This window comes from Acinetobacter sp. KS-LM10 (genome assembly GCF_036896575.1).
Classification (GTDB): Bacteria; Pseudomonadota; Gammaproteobacteria; order Pseudomonadales; family Moraxellaceae; genus Acinetobacter; species Acinetobacter avistercoris.
Genome location: NZ_CP145906.1, coordinates 1,257,567 through 1,274,350, shown reverse-complemented (window position 1 = coordinate 1,274,350; position 16,784 = coordinate 1,257,567). Strand labels below are relative to the sequence as shown.

Genomic DNA, 16,784 nt, shown 5'->3' with positions numbered 1-16,784 from the left:
TCAGGCGATCTTGTAATAGTAATTATCCAAATCGGAATTTTAAAAGCATGACTTCTACTTTTTCACAACTTAGTACAGATGCTTTATCACCAGGTCAACTTCCTGAGTCTGTTAAAGCATTACTCAAACGCGCTCATATTAATCGCTTTCCTAAACGTACAGCAATTATCGATGCGGGTTCCGAGTCTAAATCTCTGTATCTAATTTTAAAAGGGTCGGTATCAATTATTTTACGAGAAGATGATGATCGTGAAATTGTTGTTGCTTATTTGAACCCTGGGGACTTTTTTGGGGAAATGGGTCTTTTTGAAGTAAATCCACAACGTACAGCAGAAGTTAGAACCCGTGATGTATGTGAGATTGCTGAAATAACGTATGCAAATTTCCATGAAGTTAGTAAACAATATCCTGATTTGAGCTACGCTGTGTTCGCACAGCTGGTTCGACGTCTCAAAAACACCACACGTAAAGTAACAGATCTTGCTTTCATTGACGTTTCTGGCCGTATCGCTCGCTGTTTGATCGATCTTTCTGGTCAACCAGAAGCGATGATTTTGCCGAATGGTCGTCAAATCCGCATTACTCGCCAAGAAATTGGTCGTATTGTGGGCTGTTCACGTGAAATGGTTGGCCGTGTTCTTAAAACACTTGAAGAACAAGGCATGATTGAAACAGACGGTAAAGCAATTTTAATATTTGATGCCTCTTTAGAAGCTGGTAACGCCACTGAAGAAGATTTCACCGAAACAAATGATGAATAAGCATTAATATTAAATAAAAAAGCAAATCTTTAGATTTGCTTTTTTTTGTTTTAATTTTTTTGCTTTATTTTTTTTAAGATATATTTCCATCATATTTGAATTAGTATTCATTTTTATACTTGATTACCATAGATGATTCTGAATAGATAACTCTGAATAAATGGCTCTGAATGATGAATCTAAAAGTAACTTTGATTAGGGATAGATGAAAATGCAATACAATCCTTTAGGCGATACTGGAATTTTAGTCCCTGAAATTTGTTTAGGAACAATGACCTTCGGCGAACAAAACACCCAAGATGAAGCCTTTCAGCAATTAGAATACGCTTTAGATCGCGGCTTGAATTTTTGGGATACAGCAGAAATGTATCCTGTCCCGCCCAAGCCTGAAACCCAAGGATCAACTGAAACAATTTTAGGTAATTGGATTTCACAACGTGGTGATCGAGAAAAATTAATTATTGCCTCAAAAATTGCAGGGCCTTCACAAGGCGGAAGTCATATCAGAGACGGCCTGACGCGATTTACTGCTCCTGAGATCAGTTCAGCGATTGATGACTCTCTAAAGCGCCTACAAACTGATTATATTGACCTTTATCAATTACACTGGCCACAACGCCCGACCAACTTCTTTGGTAAGCTCGGTTTTGGAAATCAAGAAGCTGATCCATCTAATGAAGTGACTGCATTGGAAGAAACCCTCACAGCACTGAGTGATGAAGTTAAGAAAGGCCGAATTCGATCCATTGGCTTATCGAATGAAACGCCTTGGGGAACTATGAAGTTTTTACAGCTTGCAGAAAAGTTAGGGCTTGAAAAAATAGTTTCGGTTCAAAACCCATATAATTTACTGAATCGTACTTATGAAGTGGGTTTGTCAGAAATAGCGCACTATGAAGGGGTTGGCCTCCTCGCCTATTCACCTCTTGCTTTTGGTTATTTGAGTGGTAAATTTCGTCATGGTGCTCGCCCTGAAAATGCACGTATTACCTTATTCTCACGTTTTAGCCGTTATAGTAATCCTGAAAGTGAATGGGCAACTGAGCAATATGCCCAACTTGCTGAAAAACATGGCATAACACTGACCCAGCTCTCACTCGCATTTATCAAGCAACAATTCTTTGTGACTTCAACAATTATTGGGGCAACCAATCTTGTACAGTTAAAAGAAAATATTGATGCCTTTGATCTTCAGCTTTCTCCTGAAATCTTAACCGAGATTGAAGCTATTCATAAGCAACAGCCTAATCCTGCGCCATAGTTTTCAATAAAACGACGTACAATCGAAATTTTTAAAAAATGAGTTTAGCTCATTATTTTCACTCATAAAAAAGGATGCAATCGCATCCTTTTTTAGATTTATCTTTAAGAATAATTTCAGCAATATAATTGCTCAGCAGCTATATTTCTTTAGCTTATTTCTAAATGAAAAATTTCTGACTGATCATATTTCTGACTGATCATATTAACGTCTGTTTTGTTTATAAATCGCTTGTGCTGCAGGCAAGTTCTTCTGCATTGCTGCAATACGTTGACTATTTGATGGATGCGTTGACAAGAATGAACCGCCACCACTACTTTGCTGGCTCATCTTTTGCCATAGTGTAATTGCTGCTTGCGGATCATATCCTGCACGAGCCATTAACATTAATCCACCTTGATCCGCCTGACTCTCTAAATTACGTGAGTAGGGTAAGCCAATACCAATTTGGCTACCCAATTGTGCAGCAGCTGTGCCGCCTTGACCGATACCAGCAGCACTTAGACCAATGCCTAAAGCAAGATCAGTAAGGGCTTGTGCACCCATTTTACTTTTCGCATGTTCTTCTAATGCATGCACCATTTCATGACCCATAATGGCAGCAATTTCCGCATCAGTCAGTTTTAAACGCTCAACAATACCAGTATAGAAAACAACTTTCCCACCTGGTGCTACGAAGGCATTCAACTCACTTGATTTAAGTACAGAAACTTGCCATTGAAATGCTTGGCCTGTTCGATTCATTTGATCAGCATATGGCTTTAAGCGTAGAAAAACGGAATTAATACGTTGATACGTGCTTGAAGTTGTATCCAATTGGCCTTTACTACGAGCCTGATTAACCAAGTCCGTATAACCTTTGGCAGCCGAAGCATTCAAAGTAGCACTATCTGCCCCAGCAATATCCGCAAAAGTAGCACAACCCGAAATGGTCATCACACCCGATGCACACAGAGCGAGTATAAGATTTTTATTCATTATAATATCTCCAAAAATTTCACATTTATCTTCAGTTATGCCGATTATATTCAATTGCATGAAAAGATTGAATGTGTATTCCTATTTTTTAATATGATTTATGTAATTAATTGAATTTTATATAAATTGTATAGTTAGCCAATAGACCAAGCAAAGCACATTCAGTAGAAGGTAAAAATGGCATAAAGGTTGGATTTTTTGTTCTATTTTTATGTCATTTCTTTTATAGATTAAATACGCATTTTGAATCAATACTATCGGAACCAATACGCAAGCTATAATGACTGAAAGCCCAATTAGCGCTTGATAAAATAAGGTTGGATCGCTGGTTTGCGCTTGAATAATTAGCATTGCAATTGTGGGTGCCCCACCCATCGCAAAGATAAGAGAATAAAAAATGGTATTCGAAATATTTTTTTGCATCCATTGCTCTTTGGTCATTTTAATATCCAAACACATTGTAGCAATTTCATTTTCGTAAAAACATTTAAAACGATATAACTTTAGTCTCTAAGTTTTGGCCTTATTTAAAAACTATGAGCAATGATCTTAAAAACTGATCTTGAGTATCAATCTTCAATAAAAACTCTTGAATAAAAATCTTAAGAAATAATTATGAGCAATAAAAAAGCCCTGTTTTCACAAGGCTTTTTACATCACTTAATACTTAATCAAAATTAAGCATCAAATGGATGACGTAAAACAATTGTTTCTTCGCGGTCTGGGCCAGTCGAAATAATGTCAATTGGACATTCAATCAATTGTTCAATACGTTTCACATAGTTAATTGCAGCTTGTGGCAATTGTTCTAAGGTTTTCGCACCGAAAGTTGATTCTGACCAACCTGGCATGGTTTCGTAAATTGGCTTTAAGCTCTCAAATGCTATTGCATCAGAAGAACCCACACAACCAGAATCTGCAGCTTCATAGCCTACACAAATTTTTACTTCTTCTAAACCATCAAGAACGTCAAGTTTAGTTAAGCAAATACCTGATAGTGAGTTTACGTCTACTGAACGACGTAGAATTTCAGCATCAAACCAACCACAACGACGTTGACGACCAGTAGATGCACCAAACTCAGAACCAATCGTTCCAAGGTGCTTACCGATTGCATCACCGACATCATTCGCAGCATCATAAACCAACTCTGTTGGGAATGGACCTGCGCCAACACGTGTAGTGTAGGCTTTGGTAATACCCAATACATAGTCAAGATGCAAAGGACCTAAACCAGAACCAGAACTAACGCCACCAGCAGTTGTGTTTGAAGATGTTACATAAGGATATGTACCATGATCGACATCAAGTAATGAACCTTGTGCGCCTTCAAACATGATTTTTTTGCCCGCTTTACGGTATTCATGTAGCTCAGTCGTCACATCGATCACCAGTGGAGCAACAACTTTACGCCATTCATCACACAGTGCAATCACATCTTCTAAATTAATTGCTTCTACACCGTAGAATTGAGTCAATTGGAAGTTATGGTATTCAAGTAGCTCTTCAAGTTGAGCTTTCAGATGATCACCACCACGAACCAAGTCAGCAACGCGTACTGCGCGACGTGCTACTTTGTCTTCGTAAGCAGGACCAATACCACGACCTGTAGTACCAATTTTTGCGTTTCCACGTTTGATCTCGCGAGCCTGATCAAGTGCAATATGGTTTGGCAAAATCAATGGACAGTTCGGAGAAATACGTAAACGCTCTTTAACTGGAACGCCTTCTTTCTCAAGAACAGCCATTTCTTTAATCAGCGCTTCAGGTGAAAGTACAACACCGTTACCAATTAAGCACAATACGTTTTCACGTAAAATACCAGATGGAATGAGGTGTAAAACAGTTTTCTTACCACCCACTACGAGAGTATGACCTGCGTTGTGTCCACCTTGATAACGAACGACCGCAGCCGCTTGATCTGTGAGCAGGTCGACGATTTTACCTTTACCTTCGTCGCCCCATTGGGTACCAAGTACCACAACATTATTGCCCATAATAGCCTCATTGCATCATGCTGTTAAAATTAGAAAACTTATCTATCTGGATGAGATAAGTGATTAAATCGGTGTCACCGTCCACTCACCAGATGCTTGCACCAATTGATGCGTTGCATTGGCAACTGAGTTGATTTCATCATTACCCAACAGTTGAATCACACTAAAGCCTTGCTTCCGTGTGTGTTCAATCGCCTCAAGTAAATCTGTTTGTGTACCTTTTGGAGCAACCACAACATGAATGGCTTCATACTGACCTGCGCTTAAGGCATATAAGTCACATGAAAAACCTGTTGCTGGACGTGCACGTCCAAAATGCTGCCCAATACCATCATATCGCCCACCCTGAGCCAATGGGGCTGCACGGTTTGGCGCATATACTGCGTACATTAAACCTGTATGGTAGTGATAAGAACGAAGTTCTACGACATCAATACCAATATGTAAATTAGGCCAGCGTGCTTGAATTTTAGACTGCGTTGTTTTTACTGCATCAAAAGCATTCTTGAACGCAGCATCTTCAAATAACTCAGCACTTAAATTCGCTTGTAATGCCTCTAAATCACCCGAATAACGACCAAGTGTGTAGAAGTCTGCGCCGAATTTTAAGTTTTGAGTAAAGTCTGCCAATTCAGGTAATGCTTTACGCTGATAAAGATCTGAAAGATGACTTTCAACTGCTTTGCTGAGTTGCGCATGCTTAACCAAGCTTCTAAACAAACCGACATGACCAATATCTAAATGGATGCCGTCTTGGTAGTTTGCGGTTTTCAATAAGTTCAACATGACGTCAATCATTTCAACGTCTGCATCGATACTGTCTGAACCAAAAAGCTCTGCACCCAATTGTAATGGTGCACGTGTGGTATTAAAACCTTGAGGTTTAGTATGTAAAACTGTGCCCGCATAACAATAGCGAGCCACACCTTCAACTGGATGTATATGCGCATCAATACGTGCCACTTGTGGTGTCATATCGGCACGCACACCAAGTAAACGACCTGATAACTGATCAATTACTTTGAAAGTGGCTAAGTCTAAATCTTGATTCGATTCTGAAAGAGAAGATAGAGATTCGATGTATTCAATAAATGGCGTGTACACCAATTGATAACCTCGAGATACAAGGAAATCTAAGGCATCACGGCGTAAAGTCTCAATGACTTGCGCCTGTTCTGGTAATACATCAGCTACACCATCAGGTAATAACCATGTCTCTGAAATGGGCATGTTGTAAACCTAAATCCTGTCAGTGCGGAACGAATCCGCATAAAAAAATCGGGAACACACCCGATTTCTCCTAGTCTACCACGATAGTTTTCGCTCTGCACCTGACTTTTTTATAAAAATCAGCAAATTTTGTTTGTACTTAAAGTTTCATTCGAATCAAAATTAACAGCACAATATTTTCAATATTTATATATCAATCATGCCATTACTTTTTATCAGTCGGTAAAACTCAAGCTGATCAAATTATTCAAAATAGGAATCATTAGATTTTTTTCATAAGTCGAAAAATGATCATTGAATGGGAATAAAATTGATAGTTAAAAAATTCCTTCTCCCTTTGGAAGAATGTGAAGATGAGGCAATACTCATGATAAGTGTGTTTTTTGAATAATGAATTCCAAAAGAATGATTGTATTCAATTAACATAAGAATATTTTCGGACAGTCATTCTGTCACTACAGCAAATAAAGCCAGAATATTAATCACTTCAAATAACCAATATTTCAGTCAAAAATTGAATAACTTAAACTTAGCTTTTAACTTTTTATGACAAGTTTAAAGTCCGTTATCTCGACTTTAAAGACTGCTTTCCTTACTTTAAAGACCGCTTTCTCTGCTTTAATATTCGTCATACCTTCAATTTAAAGCCTATAAAATCAATCAAATGAAAGATTACACGCTAGCTTTTTCCAGTCTCAATTTCATTACTATCACTGATAAACAAGCGGACTTATTTCTCAGTTTATAATTTCGTTTGTTTATAAAAAGAATCACATAAGTCTAATAAACGGTTGGCATAGCCCCATTCATTATCATACCAAGCAAAAACTTTGGCTTGCTTACCTACGACCATGGTTTGCGTTAAATCAACAATCAATGAATAGGGTGAGTGATTAAAGTCCGAAGACACCAATGGCTCATCGGTCACATCCATAATTTCTGTGTATTCATGACGTGCAGCTTTAATCAGCGCATCATTTAAGGAAACAACATTGATTTCATTTAAAGAGGTAAAAGTTAAATCAATTGCAGCCACATTAATGGTAGGTACACGAATCGAATAACCGTCGATGCGATTTTCCATTTTAGGCATAACATTTTTCAATGCACCCAAAGCCGATGATGTCGTTGGAATAATATTTTGTCCCGATGCTCGCGCTCGACGTAAATCTCGGTGTGCCTGATCCAATACAGACTGATCTGCAGTTAAAGCATGAATTTCAGTCATCAAAGCGGTATCGATCCCGAATGCATCATCAACAATTTTTACCAAAGGCACTAAAGCTTGAGTGGTACAGGAAACACTTGAAATGATCTGATCTTCTGCTTTTACTTCATGATGATTAACACCATAGACGATCGCGGCATCAACACTGTCAAATGGAGCAGCACCAATAATCACCCGATGAGCACCAGCCTGAATATGTTTGGTCGCAGCTTCGCGTGACCGAAATAAACCCGTACACTCCAAAACCACGTCAATATTCAGATCGCCCCACGTCAAATGTTCTGGATTCGCCTGATTTAAGACCTGAACGCTAAGGTGTGCTTGCCCCATTGCGATGTCTAAATAAGGGAGTTGATCACGATAGATCAGCTCTACATCGCCCTTAAACCTACCGTGCGTCGTATCATATTTAAACAGATGAATCAGTGTTTCTACATCCGCGATATCGTTAATGGCCACAATTTCAAAATTGAAATCTTTTGGATTTTCAAACCAAGCACGTAATACATTGCGGCCGATTCGTCCAAAACCATTAATAGCGATACGTTGCATGTTGCCTCTGTATATTGAATAGATTGAGCATTAAGTGTTTCGTATTTTAACGGATTTCGAGTTTCTTGGTGGCTTATTTTCAGCGCCATATTTTATTTGACTTATGAAGCATGCTGATTAGATTCATTTTAAGTCAGTTTTAAGATTCAAATTCTATAGTTCGAATCTTATCTTTATTTCATCAGTGTCGTTATGCTGTTTATAAAATCAAATAAAATCCGTTTACCCACTTTAAGTTTGAATCAATATTCATTACTACTTTCGACGTGGTTAGCCATTGCGTTAAATATCAGTTTTTATAGTAAATTAAGGGCCTTAACGCCTTACATCGGCTTGAATTCAATATTATTTATTGTCTCTTCCATGATTATTGTCATATCGGCATATCATCTTTTAATGCAAATACTTTTGTGGCCCTATACCGTAAAAGTGATGAGCGTTGTTTTAATTTTATTTGGAGGATTAAGCAGCTACTTTGTCACCAATTTGGGGGTCATTATTTCACCCGATCAAATCCAAAATGCAATCCAAACCAACCTGAATGAAAGTCTAGATCTAATGTCTTGGGCATTATTAAAGTGGTTTTTTTTCTTTGTGATCTTGCCTGTTCTGTTGTTTATTTACCTTCCTATTCAAAAACGTCCTTTGGTTAAAGAATTTGGTTTTAAAATCATCCACATATTTAGTGCGAGCATCATCCTATGCGGTACACTATTTATCTACTATGTGGATTATGCCGCGATTTTTAGAGAAAACCGCGATTTAAAAGGAATGATTTCCCCACAAAATTTAATTGCTTCAACGACATCATATTATCTAAAAAAAGCGCCTAAAAAGAATCTTCCTTTGGTCCATTACGGCACAGATGCTCATCGCGTCCAAAATATACAACAAGAAAATATGCCGAAACTCATGGTCTTGGTTGTCGGTGAAACCGCACGTGCAGAAAGCTTTTCACTCAATCGATATGCGAAAAACACCAATCCAGAACTGCAAAAACAAGATACTTTGAATTTTAGCCAAGTCAGTAGTTGCGGTACAGCAACGGCGGTGTCTTTGCCTTGTATGTTTTCGGGAATGCAAAGAAAAAATTATAAAGAAGATATAGCACTAAACCGTGAAGGGTTACTCGACATTGCACAGCGAGCAGGCTACAAAGTGACATGGATTGACAACAATTCTGGATGTAAAGACGTCTGTAATCGTGTTGAGCAATATACGATTCCACAAGACATCAAAGCAAAATGGTGTGATGCAGATAAAGAATGTTTGGACGAAATTTTGGTTGATAGTTTAAAACGCTATATCGAGCAGATTAAAAGCACAGACACTCAACCTCGATTGATTGTATTACACCAAATGGGAAGTCATGGACCTGCATATTACAAACGATCCACACCTCAATATCAGCACTTTAAACCCATGTGTGAAAGCAAATCGATACAGGGTTGCAGTCAACAAGAACTCATCAATAGCTATGATAATTCAATTGTTTATACTGACCATGTATTGAGCGACACCATTGATACCTTAAAACAATTACCTCATTATCAAACTGCATTTTGGTATCTTTCTGATCATGGTGAATCTACGGGTGAACACGGTTTATATCTGCATGGATCACCTTACGCGATAGCGCCAAGCCAACAAACCCATGTTCCAATGGTCTTGTGGTTTTCAGAAAAATGGCGACAACATAATGCACAACAAGTGGCTTGTCTCAGCAATAATCAGCAAAAACCGCTAAGCCAAGATTATTTATTTTCTACTTTATTAAATAGATCTCTTTCATAACTCAAAAAACAGTCATCTTTTTGGTGATTATATGTACCCTTAACTTTGTGAAATTGATGCATAATTTCAGTATGAAATATATCGACTCTAAAAAGCTTTCTGACCCGCAGTTTAAGCGTTATACAGGCATCTCATACTCAACTTTTTATTTAATGGTTGAGCAATTGAAAAAGCATTTACCAACTACGGGTAGACCCGCTAAATTAAGCATAGAAGATCAAGTTCTTTTGAGTCTAAGCTATTGGCGTGAATATCGAACCTTATTTCATGTTGCGACCAGTTATGGTGTTTCAGAGCCGACGGCTTCAAGAATTGTTCGGCATGTTGAAGACTGCTTAATCCAGTCTAATCTTTTTAATTTACCGAAGGATTTGCCTCAAGGTGAAGGCATTGATTGGAATGTTGTCATCATCGATGCCACAGAAATACCCATTCAACGGCCCAAAAAAACAGAAGAAAAGCTATAGCGGTAAGAAAAAGACACATACCTTTAAAGTACAAGCGATTATTCATGCTAAAACACGAGAAATACTCAGTTTATGTATGTGTAAAGGTGCGGTGCATGATTTTGAGTTATTCAAAAGAAACTTAAATTTAATTCCTAAGAATTCATTTCTATTAGCGGATAAAGGCTATCAGGGTATTCATAATATCTACGCAAACAGTTTGCTTCCGTTGAAAGCAAAAAAAGGCTGTACATTAGATCCTGAGCTTAAAAAATACAATCGAGAAATCAATAAAAGAAGAATCCTTGTTGAACATGTTTTTGGTGCGCTGAAGTATTTTAAAATACTTGCTGAACGTTACCGAAATAGAGGAAAAAGACTCGGCTTAAGATTCAATTTAATTGCTGGAATTTACAACATGGAATTGAGCAAAAAGTGACTTATGAAAGAGGTCTAATGTATTAGATATAAAATCAGAAGTCATGAATTCAGAGTTCAATATGCTGAATCAATGTAATAGTTCAGTATAAGGCGGCGAGCATGACACAGATTTTATTAATCGAAGATGACTTCATGATTGCTGAGTCGACGGTCACACTATTGACTTATCACGGCTTTCAAGTGGAATGGGTCAATAACGGCTTAGTGGGTCTCAAATACATTAAAGAACACAAAGTCGACTTGGTCATTTTGGATTTAGGCTTACCGATGATGGACGGTATGAGCGTACTCAAAAACATCCGTCAGCATCAACCTAATTTGCCCGTGTTTATTATCTCAGCACGTGATCAATTGCAACAAAGAATAGATGGACTCAATCACGGTGCAGATGATTATCTCATTAAACCTTATGAATTTGATGAGCTTTTGGCACGCATACATGCGCTCTTAAGACGAAGTAAAAATCCTACAGAGAATAATTCGATCTTGAGTCATGCTGGACTCATACTTGATGAAACCAATGTAGCAGCAACGTTTCATGGTCAACCGATTGAACTTTCAAATCGAGAATGGGCTTTATTACGGGCGCTGTTAAACCATCCCAATAAAATTTTTTCTAAAGCAAATTTAGAAGAAAAACTTTATAGTTTCGAACATGAAATCAGCAGTAATACCGTGGAAGTGTATATCCATCATTTACGCTCTAAACTTGGTAAAGATTTCATAAGAAATATCCGTGGCTTAGGCTATCGACTGGGATAAAGGCTAACTTGAGACGCCATTTATGAAACTATTCAAAAGTTTCTCATTACGTAAAACCTTATTGCTCTATACGCTCATTTTTAGCCTGGTCATGGGCTGCTTGTTAATGCTTTCAGCCTATTTAATTGCACTACATGAATCTAGCGAAATTATTGATGCACAGATGCGTTATTTGGCTAAACATTCAATTGAAGCAGAAACCGTATTAACGCAAAGTGATTTCAATCCTAATAAACACTATGAAGAAGAAGATCTATTTGTCGATGTTTGGGCCTACAAAGATCACAGTGATCAAAAACATCCTTTAAACTTACTCGTTCAACCCGTCAATGAAGCAGGATTTTATACCCACAAAGCCAATAATGAGCTTTGGTACACTTATGTCTTACCACTCGATGATGTACAGATTCAAGTCAGCCAACAGCAATCTGTTCGTAAACAACTGGCGCTTGAACTGGCAACCAGTATCTTCCTCCCCTTTATACCTTTAATGACTTTAATGATCATTGGTTTAAGTTGGATTATTGTGCTGAGTCTACGACCTCTAGAAGATTTAAAATTAGCCTTGGCACAACGTCAACCCAATGATTTACATCCGATTGATCATCAAGCATATCCAGATGAAATCATGCCCACCATCCAAGAAATAAATCGTCTATTTGAAAAAATTTCACTGGGGCAACAAGAACAGCGGCAATTCATTGCTGATGCCGCACACGAACTGCGAACACCAATTACGGCTTTAAATTTGCAAAGTACGATTTTATTAAAAGAGTTTCCAGATTCAAATGCCTTGCAACAACACAGCAAAGGACTTGCTCGTATTCAGCATCTTGTCGCGCAATTACTCAGTCTTGCTCAACAAGATACGACACTTCCCTCTTTGATTCATTATCAAGACTTCAAATTGAGCGAGATCGCTTTTAATTGTATTGAGCAGCTCATTCCCTTTTCGCTTCAAAAAAATATTGACTTAGGCTTAACCGAACACCCTGATATTTTTATGCATAGCGATGAATCCGCGATTCATTCTATTATTTATAATTTAATTGATAATGCCATAAAGTATACGCCGCAAAACGGCATGATTAATGTCTCGTTATCAAAACAATCAGATTATGCATTAATTGATATTGAAGATAGCGGCCCCGGTATTGATCCAAACCAATATAGTGAGATTTTAAAGCGCTTTTATCGAATCGAGAATCATACCGAAATTGGCAGTGGTTTAGGATTATCGATTGTCAATAAAGCCACTGAGCGTCTAGGTGGTCAGCTCGTTTTTGCAAAAAGTGATGACTTGGGTGGCTTAAAAGTTACGGTAAAATTACCCATCAATATGACGCCTGCTTAATGGTTAAGAGGATCGTTTGGGATTTAATTTTGAATAGAAAATCAAATAACTTACGACATTAACAGTCCATATAATCACGCCTGTCCAAAGATTATGACTGAGGAAATGCGCGCCACGCATCATTTGTGCCCAGCCCATTGCAAACCCCAGTACAATCCCTGCAATTAAATAAAAATGCGCTAGCTTTGTATCTCGATCACGATATACAAAGTAGCCAGCCAAAATGCTAAAGCCTGCTGATGCATGTCCACCGGGGAAGCAATGCCCTGCTGTAGCATTCAATATCCAATTAAAATGATCCTGTGCACTGAGGGTCATATTCCAAGGGCAAGCATGTACTGAATGTGCTTTTAAAATTCCAATCAAAATAATGGGGAACAGCAACATCAAAAAGAAATAGCCAGAACGCCATTGATTCTCAGAATTTTGCTTAGACTGACTTTGCTTTGTTTTACTATGCTTGGTTTTAATTTCCTTCGTTTTACTTTCATTGCTTTTACTTTCATTATTTTTATTTAGCTTAGTTTTACTATGCTTAAAATTAAAAGATAAAATCCATCGCAACAAAACCAACAACATACAAAATATCAATATCCACTTAACGTATTGATGTCCTAATGTCGCCAAAGCCCAATGCTCTCTCAGATAAAAATCACCCTGTGATGTCATCCAGTTTTCAATAATATTACGATCCAATGCTCCTGCGACAGGAAAAAATACATATAAAATCAAAACGAGCATGAAGATGACAATGATTTGAGAGATGGCAAATTTAGAAAGAGATGACATAAGACGATGTATTTAAATATTTTAGGCCATCATGTCAGCACTAACTTAATCAAAACTTAAAAATTAGACTTCTTTGATATACCATTTTTTTTAACTTATGAACGAGTTCTATTCCTTCTAAATTTTTACCTCGAAAACATTACTTCAAAAGCATTGCTTTTAAAATACCGCTTCTAAAATACCGCTTCAAAAATTTAGATCTTAATATGAGCACCAGCCTAAACTGTGATGCTTGAATATTGTTCAATGACAATCACTTTTAAATCCTCATTGATATAAAGCTTCTTAGCATTTTACTTAAAGTTCAAATTTGCCTAATAATCATTGGTTGAACAGGTATTTTCCGTTATAATTTGGCGTTTTAAAAAATTAAGCCTGCATTCAGAAGTGAGCAATCATTCGTTAGACTCAATCTGAATGCTTTTGCCAAATACGAATATATGGAGTGACTTGGTTGTGAGTACTCGTTTAATGACATCCGCTGAAATCCGTGAAGCATTTTTGCGTTACTTTGAGTCGCAAGGGCATACACGTGTCGCGTCGAGTTCTCTCGTACCAGCCAATGACCCGACTTTATTGTTTACTAACGCGGGCATGAACCAATTCAAAGACTGTTTTTTAGGTCTTGAAAAACGTGATTATGTACGTGCAACGAGTTCACAAAAATGTGTCCGTGCTGGTGGTAAACACAACGATTTAGACAATGTTGGCTATACAGCTCGTCACCATACTTTCTTTGAAATGCTCGGTAACTTTTCTTTCGGTGATTATTTTAAACGTGATGCCATTACTTTTGCTTGGGATTTTCTAACAGGTGAAAATTGGTTAGCACTACCAAAAGATAAACTTTATGCCACTGTTTATCATACAGATGATGAAGCATTCGATATCTGGAACAAAGAAATTGGTCTAGATGCAAGCCGCATTATCCGTATTGGTGATAACAAAGGTGGTCAATACGCATCTGATAACTTCTGGGCAATGGGTGACACAGGTCCTTGTGGTCCATGTTCTGAAATTTTCTTTGATCACGGTGATCATATTTGGGGTGGCCTACCAGGTTCTCCTGAAGAAGATGGCGATCGTTTCATTGAAATCTGGAACAACGTCTTCATGCAGTTTAACCGCACTGCGGATGGTGTATTGCACCCTCTTCCTGCGCCTTCTGTTGATACAGGCATGGGCTTGGAACGTATTTCTGCGGTATTACAACACGTCAATTCAAACTATGAAATCGACCTATTCCAAAACTTATTAAAACCTGCTGCTGAAATCATTGGTTTAGATACCTCTGATCTTGAAGCCACTGCAAAAGCTGAAAACAAAGCTGTTGAATATCCAGCTTCACTTAAAGTTGTTGCTGACCATGCACGTTCATGCTGCTTCTTAATCGCAGATGGTGTTAATCCTTCAAACGAAGGCCGTGGTTATGTGCTGCGTCGTATTATCCGTCGAGCAGTTCGTCATGGTAACAAACTCGGTGCAACAGGTTCATTCTTCCATAAAATGTTACAGCCGTTAATTGCTGTCATGGGTGATGCATATCCTGAACTTGCAGCACAACAAGCTCGTATAGAAGCGCAGTTACTGAAAGAAGAAGAACAGTTCGCGAAAACCTTAGAGCAAGGTTTGAAATTGCTTGAAGGTGAATTAGCGAATTTGAAAGGTTCTGTTATTCCAGGTGCGGTGGTATTTAAGCTTTATGATACTTACGGCTTCCCTGCTGACTTAACTGCAGACATCGCACGTGAACGTGAACTCACAATTGATGAAGCAGGTTTCGAAGTAGAAATGGCTGCTCAACGTCAACGCGCACGTGATGCTGGTAAGTTCTCAATCGACTACAACACCATTGTGAATGTTGAAGGCGAAACACAATTTGATGGCTATGATGCAACTCAAAGCCAAGGTCAAATTATTGCAATCTATAAAGATGGCGAACAAGTTGATGAAGTCGTTGAAGGCGATGACGCATTAATTGTCCTTAACCAAACCCCTTTCTATGCTGAAAGCGGCGGTCAAATTGGTGATACGGGCCTATTCAAAAACGAAACGGGTATTTTTGAAGTTCAAGACACCAAGAAATCTGGTGGTGCTTTTGTCCATCAAGGAATCGTTACTGTCGGAAGCTTAAAGGCGACTCAACAGGTAGAAGCAATTGTTAAAGCCGATATTCGTGCTGCAACTGCTCGTAACCACTCTGCAACCCATTTGTTACATGCGGCTTTACGTCAAGTATTAGGCTCACATGTACAACAAAAAGGTTCTTTGGTTGCAAGCGATATTTTACGTTTTGACTTTGCCAATGACCAACCTGTTTCTTTAGAACAAATCCAAGAGATTGAACGTCTCGTAAACGCTGAAGTTATTGCAAACACACCTGTTTCTACAGAACTACTTGATATCGAGTCTGCAAAAGCTAAAGGCGCGATGATGTTGTTCGGTGAGAAATATGGTGATGAAGTCCGTGTACTTTCAATGGGTTCTGTGATTGAAGATAAAAACTTTTCAATCGAACTTTGTGGTGGTATTCACGTCAAACGTACAGGTGATATCGGTCTGTTTAAAATCACCTCTGAAGGTGGCGTAGCGGCTGGTATTCGTCGTATTGAGGCAGTGACTGGCAGCAAAGCTGTTGATATGATTCAAAACACTGAGCGAAATGTTCAACACATTAACAGTTTGTTGAAAGCACAAAACCATCAAACTGTCGAAAAAGTTGAAGCAGTCGTTGAAACCGCACATCAGTTGCAAAAACAAATTGAACAGTTGAATCAAAAGTTAGCGCATTTCCAAGCATCAGAACTTTTAAGCCAAGTTCAAACAATTGCTGGTCGTACAACATTGATAACGACTGTTCAAAATATGGATGCAAAATCACTTCGTAATTTGCATGACGGTGTGAAATCTAAACTAGACAATGCCGTTATTGTCCTTGCAGGTGTAGATGATGACAAAGTCAGCTTAATTGCATCGGTTGCAAAAGACTTTACTGCTCACATTAAAGCAGGTGACATCATTAAACACTTAGCAAATGAGCTTGGTGGTAAAGGTGGTGGTAAGCCTGATTTGGCACAAGGTGGCGCGCCACTTAACGAGAAGTTTGCACCAACCATGGCAGCATTAACTGCTTGGTTAGAAACAAAATAAGACTTCAATTTTTGTGTAACGGACCCTGAAGGTGTTTTCAG

The 16,784-nt window shown here is 38.3% G+C and carries 14 protein-coding genes; 8 read left to right on the top strand and 6 right to left on the bottom strand.

Annotation, left to right across the window (positions count from 1 at the left end; translation table 11 throughout):
• Window positions 1-47 precede the first annotated feature (47 nt).
• Both crp and V5M36_RS05805 read left to right on the top strand, forming a co-directional pair.
• Window positions 48-761, top strand: a complete 714-nt coding sequence (gene crp / locus V5M36_RS05810; protein ID WP_338562961.1) for a cAMP-activated global transcriptional regulator CRP — start codon at window positions 48-50, stop codon at window positions 759-761.
• 211 nt (window positions 762-972) lie between these two features.
• Window positions 973-2,022 (top strand): NADP(H)-dependent aldo-keto reductase, encoded by a 1,050-nt coding sequence (locus V5M36_RS05805; protein WP_338562959.1) that lies wholly within the window; start codon window positions 973-975, stop codon window positions 2,020-2,022.
• Between the two features lie 204 nt (window positions 2,023-2,226).
• On the opposite strand, the gene V5M36_RS05800 is transcribed toward V5M36_RS05805, so the two are convergent.
• The 5 genes from V5M36_RS05800 to V5M36_RS05780 form a co-directional block, all read right to left on the bottom strand.
• On the bottom strand, window positions 2,227-3,000 hold the full coding sequence (locus tag V5M36_RS05800; RefSeq protein WP_338562956.1) for a M48 family metallopeptidase: 774 nt from the start codon (window positions 2,998-3,000) through the stop codon (window positions 2,227-2,229).
• Between the two features lie 117 nt (window positions 3,001-3,117).
• A complete protein-coding gene (locus V5M36_RS05795; RefSeq protein WP_338564067.1) occupies window positions 3,118-3,423 on the bottom strand; it encodes a hypothetical protein in 306 nt (101 codons plus the stop codon).
• Between the two features lie 254 nt (window positions 3,424-3,677).
• The gene (locus V5M36_RS05790; RefSeq protein ID WP_338562954.1) at window positions 3,678-4,997 is read right to left on the bottom strand and encodes an adenylosuccinate synthase; all 1,320 of its coding nucleotides are present in this window, start codon (window positions 4,995-4,997) and stop codon (window positions 3,678-3,680) included.
• A 63-nt stretch (window positions 4,998-5,060) separates the two neighbouring features.
• Window positions 5,061-6,227 (bottom strand): ATP phosphoribosyltransferase regulatory subunit, encoded by a 1,167-nt coding sequence (locus V5M36_RS05785; protein WP_338562952.1) that lies wholly within the window; start codon window positions 6,225-6,227, stop codon window positions 5,061-5,063.
• A 742-nt stretch (window positions 6,228-6,969) separates the two neighbouring features.
• On the bottom strand, window positions 6,970-8,007 hold the full coding sequence (locus tag V5M36_RS05780; RefSeq protein ID WP_338562950.1) for a type I glyceraldehyde-3-phosphate dehydrogenase: 1,038 nt from the start codon (window positions 8,005-8,007) through the stop codon (window positions 6,970-6,972).
• A 192-nt stretch (window positions 8,008-8,199) separates the two neighbouring features.
• Here V5M36_RS05780 and V5M36_RS05775 point away from each other — a divergent pair, with 192 nt between their 5' ends.
• The 5 genes from V5M36_RS05775 (at window position 8,200) to V5M36_RS05760 (ending at window position 12,804) form a co-directional block, all read left to right on the top strand.
• Window positions 8,200-9,801: a phosphoethanolamine transferase gene (locus V5M36_RS05775; protein ID WP_338562947.1), complete on the top strand. Its 1,602-nt coding sequence runs from the start codon at window positions 8,200-8,202 to the stop codon at window positions 9,799-9,801.
• A 71-nt stretch (window positions 9,802-9,872) separates the two neighbouring features.
• A complete protein-coding gene (locus V5M36_RS16050) occupies window positions 9,873-10,268 on the top strand; it encodes a transposase family protein (protein ID WP_445206289.1) in 396 nt (131 codons plus the stop codon).
• Entirely contained in the window at window positions 10,216-10,686 is a 471-nt protein-coding gene (locus V5M36_RS16045) for a transposase family protein (RefSeq protein WP_445206290.1), read from the top strand. The genes V5M36_RS16050 and V5M36_RS16045 overlap by 53 nt, the downstream gene beginning before the upstream one ends.
• Before the next feature lie 101 nt (window positions 10,687-10,787).
• A complete protein-coding gene (locus tag V5M36_RS05765; RefSeq protein WP_338562945.1) occupies window positions 10,788-11,450 on the top strand; it encodes a response regulator transcription factor in 663 nt (220 codons plus the stop codon).
• A 22-nt stretch (window positions 11,451-11,472) separates the two neighbouring features.
• A complete protein-coding gene (locus V5M36_RS05760) occupies window positions 11,473-12,804 on the top strand; it encodes a sensor histidine kinase (protein WP_338562943.1) in 1,332 nt (443 codons plus the stop codon).
• 3 nt (window positions 12,805-12,807) lie between these two features.
• On the opposite strand, the gene V5M36_RS05755 is transcribed toward V5M36_RS05760, so the two are convergent.
• Entirely contained in the window at window positions 12,808-13,545 is a 738-nt protein-coding gene (locus V5M36_RS05755; protein WP_338562941.1) for a phosphatase PAP2 family protein, read from the bottom strand.
• A 504-nt stretch (window positions 13,546-14,049) separates the two neighbouring features.
• Here V5M36_RS05755 and alaS point away from each other — a divergent pair.
• Complete coding sequence (gene alaS / locus V5M36_RS05750; RefSeq protein ID WP_338562939.1) at window positions 14,050-16,743, top strand: alanine--tRNA ligase; 2,694 nt, start codon at window positions 14,050-14,052, stop codon at window positions 16,741-16,743.
• Window positions 16,744-16,784 lie beyond the last annotated feature (41 nt).

Excerpts from the sequence above, each read along its gene's own strand:
- crp (WP_338562961.1), top strand. The coding sequence starts at position 48 with ATGACTTCTACTTTTTCACAACTTAGTACAGATGCTTTATCACCAGGT.
- V5M36_RS05805 (WP_338562959.1), top strand. The coding sequence starts at position 973 with ATGCAATACAATCCTTTAGGCGATACTGGAATTTTAGTCCCTGAAATT.
- V5M36_RS05800 (WP_338562956.1), bottom strand. The coding sequence starts at position 3,000 with ATGAATAAAAATCTTATACTCGCTCTGTGTGCATCGGGTGTGATGACC.
- V5M36_RS05795 (WP_338564067.1), bottom strand. The coding sequence starts at position 3,423 with ATGCAAAAAAATATTTCGAATACCATTTTTTATTCTCTTATCTTTGCG.
- V5M36_RS05790 (WP_338562954.1), bottom strand. The coding sequence starts at position 4,997 with ATGGGCAATAATGTTGTGGTACTTGGTACCCAATGGGGCGACGAAGGT.
- V5M36_RS05785 (WP_338562952.1), bottom strand. The coding sequence starts at position 6,227 with ATGCCCATTTCAGAGACATGGTTATTACCTGATGGTGTAGCTGATGTA.
- V5M36_RS05780 (WP_338562950.1), bottom strand. The coding sequence starts at position 8,007 with ATGCAACGTATCGCTATTAATGGTTTTGGACGAATCGGCCGCAATGTA.
- V5M36_RS05775 (WP_338562947.1), top strand. The coding sequence starts at position 8,200 with ATGCTGTTTATAAAATCAAATAAAATCCGTTTACCCACTTTAAGTTTG.
- V5M36_RS16050 (WP_445206289.1), top strand. The coding sequence starts at position 9,873 with ATGAAATATATCGACTCTAAAAAGCTTTCTGACCCGCAGTTTAAGCGT.
- V5M36_RS16045 (WP_445206290.1), top strand. The coding sequence starts at position 10,216 with ATGCCACAGAAATACCCATTCAACGGCCCAAAAAAACAGAAGAAAAGC.
- V5M36_RS05765 (WP_338562945.1), top strand. The coding sequence starts at position 10,788 with ATGACACAGATTTTATTAATCGAAGATGACTTCATGATTGCTGAGTCG.
- V5M36_RS05760 (WP_338562943.1), top strand. The coding sequence starts at position 11,473 with ATGAAACTATTCAAAAGTTTCTCATTACGTAAAACCTTATTGCTCTAT.
- V5M36_RS05755 (WP_338562941.1), bottom strand. The coding sequence starts at position 13,545 with ATGCTCGTTTTGATTTTATATGTATTTTTTCCTGTCGCAGGAGCATTG.